A 15,130-nucleotide genomic window follows, 5' to 3' on the forward strand; every position below is an offset into this window, starting at 1 on the left:
CATTACAAAGTGACAGAGAGCCGCCACGCCAGCGCGGCCAGAGTGACAAACAGCACCGGTACAGTCATGACAACGCCGGTACGGAAGTAATATCCCCAGGTGATAGTAATATTTTTCTGGGCAAGCACATGCAGCCACAGCAGTGTTGCCAGACTGCCAATCGGGGTGATTTTCGGGCCTAAATCGCAGCCAATCACATTGGCATAAATCATTGCCTCTTTGACGACGCCGGTCGCCGTACTCCCGTCAATCGACAACGCGCCAATCAGTACCGTCGGCATATTGTTCATCACCGATGAGAGAAATGCCGTCAGGAAGCCAGTGCCGAACGTCGCTGCCCATAACCCCTTGTCTGCCAGCAGATTCAGCATGCCAGACAGGTACTCCGTGAGCCCTGCATTGCGCAGGCCATAGACCACGAGGTACATGCCCAGCGAGAAAATAACTATCTGCCATGGCGCTCCGCGCAGGACTTTCCCGGTGTTGATGGCATGGCCTCTTTTCGCCACCACAAACAGCACTGCTGCGCCAGCCGCCGCTATCGCACTGACCGGGATCCCCTGCGGCTCCAGAACAAAGAAACCAACAAGCAGCAATAACAGGACAATCCAGCCCGCCCTGAAGGTTGCCGGATCCTTGATCGCACTTGCAGGCGTCTTCAGCAGCGAAACGTCATACGTTGCCGGAATATCCCTGCGGAAGAAGAGATGCAGCATGATCAGCGTGGCCGCAATCGCTGCCGCATCCACGGGGATCATAACTGAGGCGTACTGCGTAAAGCCCAGACCGAAGAAGTCCGCCGAGACGATATTAACCAGGTTAGAAACAATGAGCGGCAGGCTGGCCGTATCTGCAATAAACCCTGCAGCCATGACAAAGGCCAGTGTCGTGCCCTGGCTGAACCCCAGTGCGAGCAGCATCGCAATCACAATCGGCGTCAGGATCAGCGCGGCGCCGTCATTGGCAAACAACGCAGCAACAGCGGCACCGAGCAAGACTATCCAGGTGAAAAGCAGGCGGCCACGTCCGTTACCCCAGCGGGAGACGTGCAGTGCGGCCCATTCAAAGAAGCCGGACTCATCGAGCAGCAGGCTGATGATGATGACCGCAATAAATGCCGCTGTCGCGTTCCAGACGATATTCCAGACAACGGGAATATCAGCGATATGGATGACACCGGTTCCAAGCGCCAGCACTGCCCCGATACTCGCGCTCCAGCCAATACTCAGGCCTCTGGGTTGCCAGATCACCAGTACCAGCGTCAGTAAAAATATACTCCCTGCCAAAAGCATCTCAGACTCCGTTATATATGATTATGTAAATATGTTTACTGTCTCAGCAGGAGGTGCAGGCTGATTTGTTCAGCCATTCACGTACGTCCTCGCGCAGACACTGCCAAGTCGTCGTGATTGTCTCTGCTGCCCACGCCGGTATATGGGGTGACAGACGATAGTGGATCCATTTGCCTTCCCGACGGTCAAGAACCAGTTCAGCCTCGCGAAGGATAGCCATATGTCGCGAAATTTTGGGCTGTGATTGGGAGGTGGCCGCGCAGATATCGCAGACGCACAGTTCACCGGACTCCCGGAGAAGCATGACGATGGCAAGCCGTGTTTCATCCGACAGGATTTTGAAAAGCTGAACAGGTTGTAGCATTTATCACTCCATTCCCTTTAGAATATACATATGTTAAATCATATATATTGACTTTGAAATCATCTGTTCTCTCCGAAGGAGAAAAATGGAACAATTTCCTGCCCTGAACACCGAATGCTTTGATCTACACATCGCTGAACGCCTGCACCTGCAGGAGCCGCCACGGATTCTAATCCTGTATGGCTCAGTAAGAGAGCGTTCGTACAGCCGCTTTGCCGCGGAAGAAGCTGGTCGCCTGCTGACGGCGATGGGCGCGGAGGTAAAACTCTTTAACCCCTCCGGTTTACCCCTGCCGGATGATGCTCCGGACACGCATCCTAAAGTCACCGAGCTACGCGGTCTGGTCAGATGGTGTGACGGGATGGTGTGGAGTTCTCCGGAACGGCACGGGGCTATGAGCGCAGTTATGAAGGCGCAGATCGACTGGATACCCTTAAGTGAAGGCGCGGTTCGTCCTTCACAGGGCAAAACACTTGCAGTGATGCAGGTCTGCGGTGGTTCGCAGTCCTTTAATGCGGTGAACCAAATGCGCATTCTGGGCCGATGGATGAGGATGTTCACTATCCCCAACCAGTCATCCATTGCTAAGGCATGGCAAGAGTTCGACGAAAACGGCCGAATGAAACCTTCGTCATGGTATGACCGTATCGTCGATCTAGCCGAGGAGCTGTTTAAAATCACTGTGCTGCTTAAGGGACAAACTGGTTATCTTGCAGATCGTTACAGCGAGAGAAAAGAGAGCTATCAGGAGCTTTCATCCCGTGTCAATCAGGACAAAATTTAACGTATGTTTTTCATGAATCCATTCTGCATGAGATTAATAACATCCGCTATGGCATAAAGGAGATATCCCATCCTGTGTCAGAATATGAAAAACTACCTTAAGGTGAGCTAGTAACTCTGTTTATGACGTGGCGCTTGCGCGTCATGATGCGAAACTAATTTTGATGTTTAATGAAATCCTGGTTGCACCCAAGCTAAGCGCTTCATGCTAAATTTTAGGCGAAGGAATTACAGACGTCCTGTCCATTGCGTGTTATAACCGAGGTTGAAAACCGGCACACTGGCGCTTGAGAGGCATCGCATGAAATTTCAAATCACAAGAGCAATTGGCCTCAGTAAGTTCTCTCCACGTTGGGTTAAGGTTATCTGCTTACGGTTAATTAAAAATGATATTGAACGCTCTCTCAACGTTCTTCTGGTCAAAATCGATGAATCTGAACTCTCTACGGAGCAACTCAAAGCGTTTAAGGAATGCGTTGAAAGAATTAACCTGGCACGGGGTAAGGGAATGCAGGCGTGAGCACTTTTAATTAAGCATTTTTCGATGTTGCATTGGTGATGATGACTTTTATCCAAAAAATTTCGCAGGCGAATAGTAGTCTAAGCGTTTGATAAAAGGTAAGCCCAAACCGTATATGCGCGGCGCGTTTGCTGCGCAAGTATCGCTGACAGGCCGGCACCAGCGGAGCTCTCGAAAGCCACATATGAGCCAATGAAGGCTAATGGGAGCACAGAGGGATGAAACTGTCCGCTATGAGCGAGGAATGGAAGTTGAACACTCTGCTCAACGTCGCCAAATGGAGCCTTAACCTCCCAGTTTTTCGCGAGTGGGACTTTCAAAGTAGATGCTACTTATATGGCAACTACGCGGTTGACCTAACAAAAAACGAATGGTTTCCCAGATCGAGCGCCCCTTCATTAAACGTTCCCCATTTTTGATGGGCTATCTATAAACGTATCTAACCCTGTCAGTTCGAAATCCGGGGGGACAACCCGGTCACACGTATACTGTTTAATAGCGAACCAGGGAGAAGACAACGTCTGCTCCTGGCACAAAGCCGACCTTCAGCCCTCCCTTTAAATTAATGAACACATCTAATAAACCCTAGCTAATTACCCCACCTAATCGAATAAATCACTTTGCGTTATGCTTTTCCAACACAACAGCTAAAGGATAACGCCATGCAAACTGTAAAACTGAACAACGGTATTGAAATGCCCCTACTGGGCTTTGGTGTGTTTCAGATGTCTGATGCCGCTGAATGCGAAAGAGCCGTTATTGATGCCATCGATACGGGATACCGCCTAATCGATACCGCCGCGTCTTACCAGAATGAAACACAAGTGGGGAACGCACTGAAACAAACCGGTATCGCACGTAACGAACTTTTTGTAACGACCAAACTGTGGCTACAGGATACCAATTACGAAGGCGCTAAAGCACAGTTCGAACGGTCCCTGAACCGGCTGCAACTTGATTACGTCGACCTGTATCTGATTCACCAGCCTTATGGCGATGTCCATGGGGCATGGCGTGCCATGGAAGAACTGCAACAGGCAGGCAAAATTCGCGCCATTGGTGTCAGCAATTTCCATCCTGACCGTCTGGCCGATCTTACCGCCTTCAACAAAGTTGCCCCTGCGGTGAACCAGATTGAAGTTAACCCCTTCAACCAGCAACTACATGCGGTTCCATGGAACCAGAGCCATGGCATTCAGCCGGAAGCCTGGGCACCTTTTGCTGAGGGTAAAAATGGCCTGTTCCAGCATCCTGTGTTAACGGCAGTTGGTCAGAAGTACGGCAAAAGCGTGGGCCAGGTTGTGCTGCGTTGGACCTTCCAGCGAGGCATCATTTCACTGGCGAAATCGGTGCGCAAAGAACGCATGGCAGAAAACATCAACATTCTCGATTTTGAACTCAGCGCTGAGGATATGCTGCAAATTGCCGCCCTCGACACCGCAACCAGCGCCTTCTTCTCTCACCGCGACCCAGCGATGGTGGAATGGCTGACTGGCCGCAAACTTGATGTTTAAGTCGCGATAATAGAGGTATTCATTCAATGCAAAAACGTTATCTGGGTAAATCCCGACTCGAAGTCTCCGCGCTTGGGCTCGGTTGCATGGGCTTAAGCCACGGCTACGGCCCGGCGACCGAGCCCCGACAGGCTATCGAGCTCATTCGCGCAGCGGTTGAACGTGGCGTCACCTTCTTCGATACCGCTGAAGTGTATGGACCCTTCCTCAATGAAGAGGTTGTTGGCGAAGCCTTAAAACCAGTTCGTGACCGCGTGGTCATCGCCACTAAGTTTGGTTTTACTTTTGGCGACGACAACAAGCAGCAGATTTTAAACAGCCGTCCGGAGCATATCCGTGAAGCGGTGGAAGGATCATTACGCCGTCTTAAGACTGATGTCATTGACCTGCTATATCAACACCGTGTCGATCCGAATGTCCCGATTGAAGATGTTGCGGGTACGGTAAAAGACCTGATCGCTGAAGGCAAAGTTAAACATTTCGGTCTGTCCGAAGCGGGTGCGCAAACCATTCGTCGTGCGCATGCCGTACAACCGGTCACTGCGTTGCAAAGCGAATACTCTATGTGGTGGCGCGAGCCTGAGCAGGAGATCCTGCCGTTACTGGAAGAACTGGGTATTGGTTTCGTTCCCTTCAGCCCATTAGGCAAAGGCTTCCTGACGGGATCGATTAAGCCAGGAACTACTTTTGGGAAGGATGATTACCGCAGCACCGTGCCGCGTTTCGCCGAGCAGGCGATTGAAGCCAATGAAAAGCTGGTCTCATTGCTGGGTGAACTGGCGGCAGAGAAAGGCGTGACGTCTGCACAAATCGCACTGGCATGGCTGCTGGCAAAAAAGCCGTGGATTATTCCTATCCCTGGCACCACGAAACTGCAACGGCTGGAAGAAAACCTTGGGGCCGCCGACATCATCCTTTCTCAGGATGACGTGCGAAAGATAACCCAGGCGCTTGAAACGATTAAAATCGTCGGCGAACGTTACTCTCCTGAGCACCAGGCCCGCGTAGGCCGTTAATATCCGGACGGGTCCGCTGAGATTGGCGGACCCGTTATTCCTGGTAGCGAAGTGCATCGATCATCAGCGCAAAAGCAGGCGGATGCTGCTTACGGCTCGGGTAGTAAAGATAATATCCGGGGAAAGATGGGCACCAGTCCTGCAAAACCTGAATAAGCTCTCCTGACTTTATATAATCCTGCACCCTGTCTTCAGGTATGCAGGCGAGGCCAAAACCCGATAACGCCGCATCAATCCTTTCTGCCTGCAGATTAAACGTTAGCTGCCCTTCCACTCTGACCCGTAACGGTTTCCCATCCTTCTCAAACTCCCAGTGGTAAAGCCCACCGGCTGTCGGCAGGCGCATATTGATACACCGATGATTTTGTAGCTCGTGCGGCGTTTCAGGTGCAGGATTTGCAGCGAAATAAGACGGCGCTCCTACCACAGCCATTCTCATGTCCGGCCCAATTCTTACCGCAATCATGTCCTTATCCACGCTTTCGCCCAGGCGGATCCCGGCATCAAAACGCCCCTCAACAATATCGACAAAGCCGTTATCAACCACCAGTTCGAGATTAATTTCCGGGTATTCCCTGAGGAAGGGTTTTAGCTTCGGCCATACCAGACTTCGCGCGGCATGCTCCCCGGCAGATAAACGGATATTGCCGGAGGCAGTGCCGTTCAGCTGAACCAACGATTCCAGCTCCTGCTCAAGATCGGCAATACGGGGTTCAAGGCAGGCAATAATTCTCTCACCGGCTTCCGTAGGGGCAACGCTTCGGGTCGTGCGGGTCAAGAGGCGGATATTTAGCCTTTCCTCCAGGGCCTTCATCGCGTGGCTGAGTGCAGACTGAGAAACGCCCAGTTTACCCGCCGCTTTGGTAAAACTTCGCTCCCTTGCCACCACAAGAAAGATTTGCAGTTCGTTGAAATTTTCTTTGAGCATCGGCGATTTCCTTATGGAAGCATTCCCTTCATCGCACACTCATGAAGGGTGTTCATAGACACAATCATTTTAGCCCCATTACTGACATTGATGATAATTGATATTCTGACTGTATCGAAAATAAGTCTGAATTATCAGTAGGTTTATCATGAGAATACTCGTTGTAGGGGCAACAGGAAGTATTGGTCTTCATGTCGTGAATAGCGCTTTTGAAATGGGCCATCAGCCCGTGGCGCTGGTCAGAAATAAACGCAAAGTAAAATTGCTCCCTCGAGGAACGGATGTCTTTTACGGCGATGTTTCAATGCCTGAAACACTCACCGAATTACCGAAAAATATTGATGCCATCATCTTCACGCTCGGTTCCGATGGTCAGGGTCGTATTGGTGCCAGGGCGATAGATTACGGCGGAGTGCGCAATATTTTACGAATATTCAGGGATACGCCTGTTCGCATCGGCTTAATGACCACGATTGGCGTAACTGAACGGCTCAGCACCTGGAATCAACGCACTGAGGTTCATGACTGGAAAAGGCGTGCCGAGCGTCTGGTCAGGGCCAGTGGTCATCCCTATTCCATCGTCAGGCCCGGCTGGTTTGATTACAACAATAATGATGAACACCGAATCGTTATGTTTCAGGGAGATCGTCGCCATGCAGGAACACCGGAAGATGGTGTGATATCCCGGGAGCAAATCGCCCAGGTTCTGGTCAGTGCCCTGACCCACGACGAGGCAAAAAATAAAACGTTCGAGCTGGTGGCTGAACGAGGTGAAGCACAGCAGGATCTTACCCCACTGTTTGCAGATCTGCTGGCTGATGATCCACATAAAAATGATGGGGTTATGGACATAGACAATATGCCTCTGCGTGAAGAACCTGAGTGCATTATTAACGAGCTGAATTTGTATTCAAAAAATTAACCAATCTACAACCCTGACAATTTTGTCATATAGCGGTCAGCCTCATGTCAGCTTATGTCTGTATATTTACATATACAGACGGGGATAGTTCCCCTGATACGAATCCAGTTTTAAACATAGATTTTAAAAGAGGTATTAAATATGAAAGCACTACTTATTACTTCATTGGTCATGGGTTTTATATCAGTGAATGCCGCCTCTGCAGCTCAGGAAATTAACCATGCAGATGGGAAAGAAAAGATGGGTGTAGTCTCAACCAGCAATGCCTATACGCTTGATGATTTATCGAATGCGCTCTCTCGTAAGGCTGATGAGCAAGGAGCAACATCGTTCAAAATTCTGTCAACCACGGGGAATAACCGGCTGCACGGTGTTGCTGAAATCTATAAGTAAATTATTAGCATCCCGACAAGATGTGTCACAGCCCGTTTATAGTGAGCGTCGTTCTATGTTTAGAACAGAAGACATCATCGACGAGATAACTCAATGGATTGATTCAAACTTACATAAACCGCTGAAGATAGAGGATGTTGCTGCGCGGGCAGGATACTCCAGGTGGCATCTTCAGCGGATTTTTGTACAGGTAAAAGAAGTTAGTCTTGGGAAGTACATAAGAGATACGAAACTTAGACTTGCAGCAAAAGATCTTATTGATACTAATGAATCAATTATGGAGATCGCTTATAAGTATGGATTCGATTCCCAACAGACATTTACGAGGGTCTTTTCCAAAACTTATAAATCTCCACCCATGATGTATCGGAAAATCAATAAATTGATCATTACTAAAGATAGGTCCAAATCTTTACCTTTATAAATTCACGTAGATACCATAACCTTTATTACATTTACTGAAATACTTTCTAATTACCAATAAAAAATTGAGAACATAATTTCAACACAGCCATTTAAGAAAAAAATTAATTGAATTAATAAAAAACACAAAGGTTCCATCAACGTTAATCATTAATTCCCTATTTTCGATACACTTGTTGTGATTTCCCAAGTCTTAAAAAGTTAACGCATAAGCCACTCAAGTCAGTAAGTGCCTCATCGCATAGAATAAAAATCATCAATTGTGATATAGATCACGAAAATTATGCATAGCACTCATTGTTCAATTAATGTAAAATATTGTTATTTCAAACTTAGTGATGACTATTATGGGTGAATTTTCAAAATACGTTGGTGAAGTAGGCGAAGATATTGTCAATGATTTTCTAACTCTATTTGGTTGGCGAAACATGTGCAATAATAAAAAAGTAGATTGCTGTGTTTCAACACATGAAAAAATAACACATGGTGTCGATGCTTTATACGTATATGATTCTCTACTTCAAAAACAGACATTAGTTAGTGTTGTTGTTTCTGCTAAATATTCTGCATCATCTTACACCAGTGTCAAATCAACCTTTAGAGATCATTTTAAAGATATTGCCAACACAATTGAATGCTACAATAAATCACAACTAAAGAGGAACATTACAAAAAACTTTAAAGGCAGCTCTCGAAAAGAAGATATTGGTGTATTATTTTATTTAAACAATGATGAGAATGAAGAAAAAGATAACATTAAAGGTACCATAGCAAATACCAGAATAGATAACACATTAAAATTTAATACAATTCATGTCATTGATAATGCAAGAGCTAAATTCTTATTTGAATCATTAAACTTCATTAGAAAAAAATATAAAGATTGTGATTTTTTTTGCAACAATACAACATTAAATATAGCGTCTTCAAAAACACACACAAAAATCATGCCAGTAGAATATATCACATCACCAATAATCCCTATATCTGTTGCATCTGAAAATGGTCGAAGATTTATTTTACTTTGCGATTTCGATTTTAGCAAAGAGTCCCTAATTCTTGTTTTCAATTTAGCCAGGAAACTATGCTCTGACTTTTCAAGTCACTATGAAATATACTTTAAACAATATAACGCGCTCACCGATGATCCTGTAATAGATGAAGTTAAAATGTCACAAATAAATGAAGATGATGACATCTTAGAGAGCATAGATGTACAAATCTCATCTTATAATTCCAACTTCAGGAATATCAAAAATGAGAAATAAAATTGACTTTATTCCATCTGGCGACGAATTAAAGAATCTAGTTGGACAAATGAATTGCACAGCCACAATAATTAATAACATATTGCGGGAGAGAGGGGTTTTCTGCTCTTCTTCAGAAAAGACCATAACGGTTCCCAATCTAATAACTTCTTTTTTGAGTCCTGAAGAATCCTATGAATTACTCCAAAGCATTAAAACAAAAGAAAAATTAGATAAAGTTAATTTTCGTAATTTTGAGATTGATAATGACGCTGAACTTTTAGAAGAACTTAGTGGATGTATCGATGTTGATGATTTAATAAGTAATGAATATACTAACATTGAAATTTCTGATTTTAACGATTTTACATCATTAGATGGTAAATCAAATAATTCTATAATAATGGAGTTCGAGTTATGTCGTAAGGATATATTAGATGATTGGTATATCACCGAGAAATTTTTCAGAGGTTCTGTAGAAATTAAGAAAGATTATGATGGCGAACGTGCCCAACTATTAATGAATGTTAAATTGAATCATACATCGCCAGAAACAAAAGAAATATCTGAACGAATTGTGTCGTTAGTTGAAAGTAAACTCCTTAAAGATCAAATCATCAAAGACTCCCCTCATGGCGGGAAAGTACTCTTTAACGATTTTGAAAATGAATATCGTGTATCATTTTTAAGCGAACTTGCTAAACAGCATATTGGGTATGAATTTTACTATAAAAAAATTGATGATGTTCATTTCAATCCAGATAAAGATGCAGATTACTCTACACAACCTCAATTAGTAACCAATTTCCTTGAAAAAGATATTGAGCAATATCGAGTTAAAGGGGATCTTGATAAAATCATATCAATAAAATGGAAACATATTCACCCATACGTTAAAGTAACTAAAGTATTAGCTAGTTATACAATTGCACATGGGAAATATGAGGGCGATTGTAAAGTCTCATATGAATTTAGCGATTACGGGCGTAAAAACTCTCTCAATCCAGAATTATGCATTACTGTTGTAAACATAAAAATGAAAGGGGCCTCACAAGAGAGATTGAATGAAATACAAGACTTAATAATGCGACAAATCGAGACAAGAAAAGCTGAATTACTCCGTAAGTACAAAAAATCATAATCATGAAACCCCATCACTAATTTATCAGAGATGGGGTTATATAAATATTAAAAATGGCTGTATTTTATTAAATGAAAAGTTCCAGAAAGAATCATTAGTAAGAAATATTATTCATAACAGTTTTAAATAATCACTATACCACTGCATCATTTCCCTTCTCCCTTCCAGGTATTGAGCGTGGTTATACGTCCCACGAATTGAGTTCTTATCAACGTGAGCCAGCTGTAACTCAATCCAGGCCGAGTTGAATCCCTGCTCATGCAAAATGGTACTCATCGTGTGGCGGAATCCATGCCCTGTAACGCGCCCGGCATAGCCGATACGCCTGACCAACACAGTCAATGCCATGTCACTCAACGGTTTCTTAGGATCATTACGTCCTGGGAACAGCAACGCTCCTGCTCCCGTCATGGGTTTAAGCTGATTAAGCAGGTCAATAGCCTGACTTGATAATGGAACCAAATGAGGGCGACGCATTTTCATGCGTTCCGCTGGTACATTCCAAACCTTTTTCTCAAAATCAAATTCCTGCCACTCCGCTTGCCTCAACTCCCCAGGCCTTACTCCTGTCAGAATAAGTAATTGCATCGCAATCTTAACAAGCACACTACCGGCATAGGTGTTCAGAGTCCGAAGAAACTCTGGCAATTCATCCTGGGTTAAAAAAGCATAGTGCTCTTTTTCATGAGGAGTCACGGCACTGGCTAGATCAGGTGCCGGATTGTACTCGGCCCTGCCAGTCACAACGGCATACTTCCAGACTTCTCCACAACGCTGGCGAACCTTACGGACTTTCTCTGTTGCCCCTCGAGCTTCTATCTTTGAAAGAACTGCAAGCAACTCCATCGGCTTGATATCTTTGATTGGCCGGTGACCGATATAAGGGAACACATCCTTTTCAAAGGTTCTCAGCATTTCTTCGCGGTAGGAGACAGACCAGCGGTCATAGCGACGCTGATACCACTCCCTCGTGATAGCCTCAAAAGAATTTTCTGCGTCTTGTTGACGACTAAGTTTCTTGATTTTCCGTTCAAGAGAAGGATCGTTGCCAGCCGCTAATGTCCTTTTTGCATCCTCACGCTTACTTCGAGCTTCAGCTAAAGAAACATCAGGGTAAACGCCAATAGCGAGCAGCTTCTCTTTACCTAGTGAACGGTATTTGAGACGCCAGTATCTTTTGCCGTTGGGATTAACCAGCAGGTAAAGACCACCACCATCGGCCAGTTTGTAGGGCTTCTCTTTAGGTTTTGCAGTTTCAACCTGACGAGCAGTCAGCTTCATTGGGGGTACCTCTCAGCAGGGGGTACAATTATACCCCCATCCATACCCCCACATTGAGCTTGACCCTGGGGGAGTACAATTGAGTTCAATAGACTAATAGAATGCTATAACTGCTGATTTATCAAGGGAAAATTGAGTTTGGTAGACTTCAGGAGACTTGAGTTTGGAGCGGGCGAAGGGAATCGAACCCTCGTATAGAGCTTGGGAAGCTCTCGTTCTACCATTGAACTACGCCCGCTTTGAGGTGCGTAAGGCATTATAGACCTTACGCTTTTTCATACAAGTGTCATCACCACTAAGTGGCGATTAAATAACCACTTAGCACTTCGGTTTGCTGCCCTGCGCCGGAAGATAGCGCTGCGGATCGATGGCCGTCGCCTTATAGCGAATCTGGAAATGCAGCTTCACCGAGTCCGTCCCGGTATTGCCCATGGTGGCTATCTTTTGCCCCGCCTTCACGTTTTGTCCGTTATTGACCAGCATCGTGTCGTTGTGAGCATAAGCGGTGATGTAATCTTCGCCGTGCTTAATCATGATCAGATTCCCGTACCCACGCAGCTGGTTGCCGACGTAGACCACCTTCCCGGCGCCGGAGGCATAGACCGGCGTGCCGCGCGCAGCAGCAATATCAATGCCTTTGTTACCGCCCTCAGAAAGTGAATAAGGCACCACAACTTTACCGCTGGCTGGCCAAATCCAGCAGCGCTGCCCGACCGGCGGCCAGGACGATTTCGGAACCTGGTACGACGGCGTCACTTTGGCCGTTTTGCCTTTTGAGGAGAATTTTTTGGCTGAAGAGGAACCGCCATTGACCTTCAGTTTCTGCCCCACCTCAATGGTATAGGGGGGTGAGATGTTATTCAGACGCGCGAGATCCTTTACGCTGGTTCCCGTTGCGCGTGAAATGCGATACAGGGTATCCCCGCGCTTAACGGTGTAGACCGCACCGGAATAGCTGCCCATATCCGACGATTTGCTTCCCGAGCATCCCGCCAGAAATAGCGTCAGCGTCAGGCAAAAAATGGCAGTGATGGGGTTTCTCATCAGGCTTCCTGCAAACAAAACAGATCCTCGGTCAGCGTAAATGGCGCACTATGATAGCAGCCAAAACGAACAGGGGTCATGCCCTTTTCCGCTCCGGGTGCCAAACCGTTCGTATAAGAATGCCGTATAATGATCCGGCTGATCTGGTACCGGAGCATCAATGAGTATTCAAGAACACGTTATTTTGGTAAATGACCAGGGAAAGGTGATTGGCACTCAGGAAAAATATGCCGCGCACACCTCGCACACCCCGCTGCATCTGGCCTTCTCTTCCTGGCTTTTTAATGCCCGCGGCGAATGTCTGATTACCCGACGCGCCTTAAGCAAAAAAGCCTGGCCCGGCGTCTGGACCAACTCGGTCTGCGGCCACCCTCAGTCAGGCGAAGAGATGGAACAGGCAATTATCCGCCGCTGCCGCTTTGAAGTGGGCGCAGAACTGGCCGATATCACCGCCGTGGCCCCCGAGTTTCGCTATCGGGAAGCCGACCCGTCCGGGATCGTGGAAAATGAAATTTGCCCGGTATTTGCCGCCCGCATCACCAATGACGTGACGATAAACGAAGATGAAGTGATGGACTATCAGTGGGTTGAGCTGGACGCGTTATTACGCGCGCTGGACGCGACGCCCTGGGCCTTTAGCCCGTGGATGGTCATGGAAGCGACAACCGCCCGCGATAAACTCAAAGCCTTCGCGGTGCAATAAAAAAGCCCCTTTCGGGGCTTTTTTTACATCTTAACGTCTTATTTCACCGGACGCATCGCCGGGAACAGGATGACGTCACGGATGGTGTGGCTGTTGGTGAACAGCATCACCATACGGTCGATACCGATGCCCAGACCTGCTGTTGGCGGCAGGCCGTGTTCCAGCGCGGTCACATAGTCTTCGTCGAAGAACATGGCTTCGTCATCGCCTGCCGCTTTCGCATCAACCTGATCCTGGAAGCGCTGCGCCTGATCTTCTGCATCGTTCAGCTCGCTAAAGCCGTTACCGATTTCGCGGCCACCGATAAAGAATTCGAAGCGGTCAGTGATTTCCGGGTTCACGTCATTACGACGCGCCAGCGGAGAGACTTCTGCCGGGTATTCGGTGATGAAGGTCGGCTGAATCAGGTGCGCTTCGGCCACTTCTTCGAAGATCTCGGTCACGATGCGGCCCAGACCCCAGCTCTTCTCAACCTTGATACCGATGCTTTCCGCGATGGCTTTCGCTGAGTCGAAGTTATCCAGATCGGCCATCTCGGTTTCCGGACGGTATTTCTTGATCGCTTCGCGCATGGTCAGCTTGACGAACGGCTTGCCGAAGTCGAAGACTTCTTCACCGTAAGGCACTTCGGTGGTGCCCAGAATGTCCTGCGCCAGGGTGCGGAACAGGGATTCGGTCAGCTCGATCAGATCTTTGTAATCCGCATACGCCATATAGAGTTCCATCATGGTGAACTCTGGGTTATGACGCACGGAGATGCCTTCGTTACGGAAGTTACGGTTGATTTCAAACACGCGGTCGAAACCACCGACCACCAGACGCTTCAGGTACAGTTCCGGCGCGATACGCAGGTACATGTCCAGGTCCAGGGCGTTGTGATGGGTGATGAACGGACGCGCAGACGCACCGCCAGGGATCACCTGCATCATCGGGGTTTCTACTTCCATAAAGTCGCGGTTGACCATGAACTGGCGGATACCGGCCATGATCTGAGAGCGAATTTTGAAGGTCTTGCGGGATTCATCGTTAGAGATGAGGTCCAGATAACGCTGACGGTAGCGCGCTTCCTGATCCTGCAGGCCGTGGAATTTGTCCGGCAGCGGGCGCAGGGCTTTGGTCAGCAGACGCAGCTCGGTGCAGTGGATAGAGAGTTCACCGGTCTTGGTTTTGAACAGCTTACCTTTCGCGCCCAGGATATCGCCCAGGTCCCACTTCTTGAACTGCTCGTTGTAGATGCCTTCCGGCAGGTCGTCACGGGAAACGTACAGCTGAATACGGCCGCCAACGTCCTGCAGCGTCACGAAGGACGCTTTACCCATGATACGACGGGTCATCATACGGCCAGCCACAGACACTTCGATGTTCAGCGCTTCCAGCTCTTCGTTCTCTTTACCGTCGAAGTCTGCGTGCAGTTGGTCTGAGGTGTGGTCACGACGAAAATCGTTCGGGAACGGCACGCCCTGCTCACGCAGCGCTGCCAGCTTCTCGCGGCGGGTTTTCAGTTCGTTGTTAAGATCGACTACCGCGTCAGCGCCCTGTGCTTGTTGTTCAGACATGTT

Annotated in this window: 16 protein-coding genes, 1 tRNA gene and 1 pseudogene; 10 read left to right on the forward strand and 8 right to left on the reverse strand. The window is 47.5% G+C overall.

Going from position 1 to position 15,130, the window contains the following annotated elements; all coding sequences use genetic code 11:
* Positions 1-2: 2 nt before the first annotated feature.
* Both K5E19_RS15400 and K5E19_RS15405 read right to left on the reverse strand, forming a co-directional pair.
* A complete protein-coding gene (locus tag K5E19_RS15400; protein ID WP_023329310.1) occupies positions 3-1,292 on the reverse strand; it encodes an arsenic transporter in 1,290 nt (429 codons plus the stop codon).
* Between the two features lie 43 nt (positions 1,293-1,335).
* Positions 1,336-1,656 (reverse strand): transcriptional regulator, encoded by a 321-nt coding sequence (locus K5E19_RS15405; protein WP_043017492.1) that lies wholly within the window; start codon positions 1,654-1,656, stop codon positions 1,336-1,338.
* Positions 1,657-1,741: 85 nt separating this feature from the next.
* Between K5E19_RS15405 and arsH the strand changes: the two genes are divergently transcribed.
* Entirely contained in the window at positions 1,742-2,440 is a 699-nt protein-coding gene (gene arsH, locus K5E19_RS15410) for an arsenical resistance protein ArsH (protein WP_043017493.1), read from the forward strand.
* A 300-nt stretch (positions 2,441-2,740) separates the two neighbouring features.
* Positions 2,741-2,959 carry a hypothetical protein gene (locus K5E19_RS15415; RefSeq protein WP_023329307.1) on the forward strand — a complete coding sequence of 73 codons (219 nt, stop codon included), beginning with the start codon at positions 2,741-2,743 and terminating at the stop codon, positions 2,957-2,959.
* A 285-nt stretch (positions 2,960-3,244) separates the two neighbouring features.
* Here the strand turns inward: K5E19_RS15415 and K5E19_RS15420 are convergent.
* Positions 3,245-3,456: pseudogene (locus tag K5E19_RS15420) on the reverse strand (hypothetical protein).
* A gap of 165 nt (positions 3,457-3,621) precedes the next feature.
* Between K5E19_RS15420 and K5E19_RS15425 the strand changes: the two are divergent.
* A complete protein-coding gene (locus tag K5E19_RS15425; protein ID WP_221551994.1) occupies positions 3,622-4,473 on the forward strand; it encodes an aldo/keto reductase in 852 nt (283 codons plus the stop codon).
* Between the two features lie 26 nt (positions 4,474-4,499).
* A complete protein-coding gene (locus K5E19_RS15430; RefSeq protein ID WP_221551995.1) occupies positions 4,500-5,489 on the forward strand; it encodes an aldo/keto reductase in 990 nt (329 codons plus the stop codon).
* Positions 5,490-5,523: 34 nt separating this feature from the next.
* Here K5E19_RS15430 and K5E19_RS15435 read toward each other — a convergent pair whose 3' ends face one another.
* On the reverse strand, positions 5,524-6,417 hold the full coding sequence (locus K5E19_RS15435) for a LysR family transcriptional regulator (RefSeq protein WP_048991850.1): 894 nt from the start codon (positions 6,415-6,417) through the stop codon (positions 5,524-5,526).
* Positions 6,418-6,565: 148 nt separating this feature from the next.
* Here K5E19_RS15435 and K5E19_RS15440 point away from each other — a divergent pair, with 148 nt between their 5' ends.
* The 5 genes from K5E19_RS15440 (at position 6,566) to K5E19_RS15460 (ending at position 10,543) form a co-directional block, all read left to right on the forward strand.
* Entirely contained in the window at positions 6,566-7,339 is a 774-nt protein-coding gene (locus K5E19_RS15440) for an SDR family oxidoreductase (protein WP_166465500.1), read from the forward strand.
* Between the two features lie 141 nt (positions 7,340-7,480).
* The gene (locus K5E19_RS15445) at positions 7,481-7,732 is read left to right on the forward strand and encodes a DUF1471 domain-containing protein (protein ID WP_166465499.1); all 252 of its coding nucleotides are present in this window, start codon (positions 7,481-7,483) and stop codon (positions 7,730-7,732) included.
* A 55-nt stretch (positions 7,733-7,787) separates the two neighbouring features.
* Positions 7,788-8,156: a helix-turn-helix domain-containing protein gene (locus tag K5E19_RS15450; protein WP_166465535.1), complete on the forward strand. Its 369-nt coding sequence runs from the start codon at positions 7,788-7,790 to the stop codon at positions 8,154-8,156.
* Between the two features lie 346 nt (positions 8,157-8,502).
* Positions 8,503-9,423, forward strand: a complete 921-nt coding sequence (locus K5E19_RS15455) for a hypothetical protein (protein ID WP_221551996.1) — start codon at positions 8,503-8,505, stop codon at positions 9,421-9,423.
* On the forward strand, positions 9,413-10,543 hold the full coding sequence (locus K5E19_RS15460; protein WP_014839501.1) for a hypothetical protein: 1,131 nt from the start codon (positions 9,413-9,415) through the stop codon (positions 10,541-10,543). The genes K5E19_RS15455 and K5E19_RS15460 overlap by 11 nt, the downstream gene beginning before the upstream one ends.
* A 111-nt stretch (positions 10,544-10,654) precedes the next feature.
* Here K5E19_RS15460 and K5E19_RS15465 read toward each other — a convergent pair whose 3' ends face one another.
* From K5E19_RS15465 to actS, 3 genes are all read right to left on the reverse strand, one after another.
* Positions 10,655-11,824 carry a phage integrase central domain-containing protein gene (locus tag K5E19_RS15465; protein ID WP_166465542.1) on the reverse strand — a complete coding sequence of 390 codons (1,170 nt, stop codon included), beginning with the start codon at positions 11,822-11,824 and terminating at the stop codon, positions 10,655-10,657.
* A 164-nt stretch (positions 11,825-11,988) separates the two neighbouring features.
* A tRNA-Gly gene (locus K5E19_RS15470) sits at positions 11,989-12,062 on the reverse strand.
* Positions 12,063-12,142: 80 nt separating this feature from the next.
* The gene (gene actS, locus K5E19_RS15475; protein ID WP_221551997.1) at positions 12,143-12,868 is read right to left on the reverse strand and encodes an amidase activator ActS; all 726 of its coding nucleotides are present in this window, start codon (positions 12,866-12,868) and stop codon (positions 12,143-12,145) included.
* A 160-nt stretch (positions 12,869-13,028) separates the two neighbouring features.
* Here actS and idi point away from each other — a divergent pair, with 160 nt between their 5' ends.
* A complete protein-coding gene (gene idi, locus K5E19_RS15480; protein WP_221551999.1) occupies positions 13,029-13,571 on the forward strand; it encodes an isopentenyl-diphosphate Delta-isomerase in 543 nt (180 codons plus the stop codon).
* Between the two features lie 38 nt (positions 13,572-13,609).
* Here idi and lysS read toward each other — a convergent pair whose 3' ends face one another.
* Positions 13,610-15,127 (reverse strand): lysine--tRNA ligase, encoded by a 1,518-nt coding sequence (gene lysS / locus K5E19_RS15485; RefSeq protein ID WP_010435299.1) that lies wholly within the window; start codon positions 15,125-15,127, stop codon positions 13,610-13,612.
* Positions 15,128-15,130: the final 3 nt, after the last annotated feature.

This window comes from Enterobacter sp. RIT637, from assembly GCF_019718755.1.
Taxonomy (GTDB): domain Bacteria; phylum Pseudomonadota; class Gammaproteobacteria; order Enterobacterales; family Enterobacteriaceae; genus Enterobacter.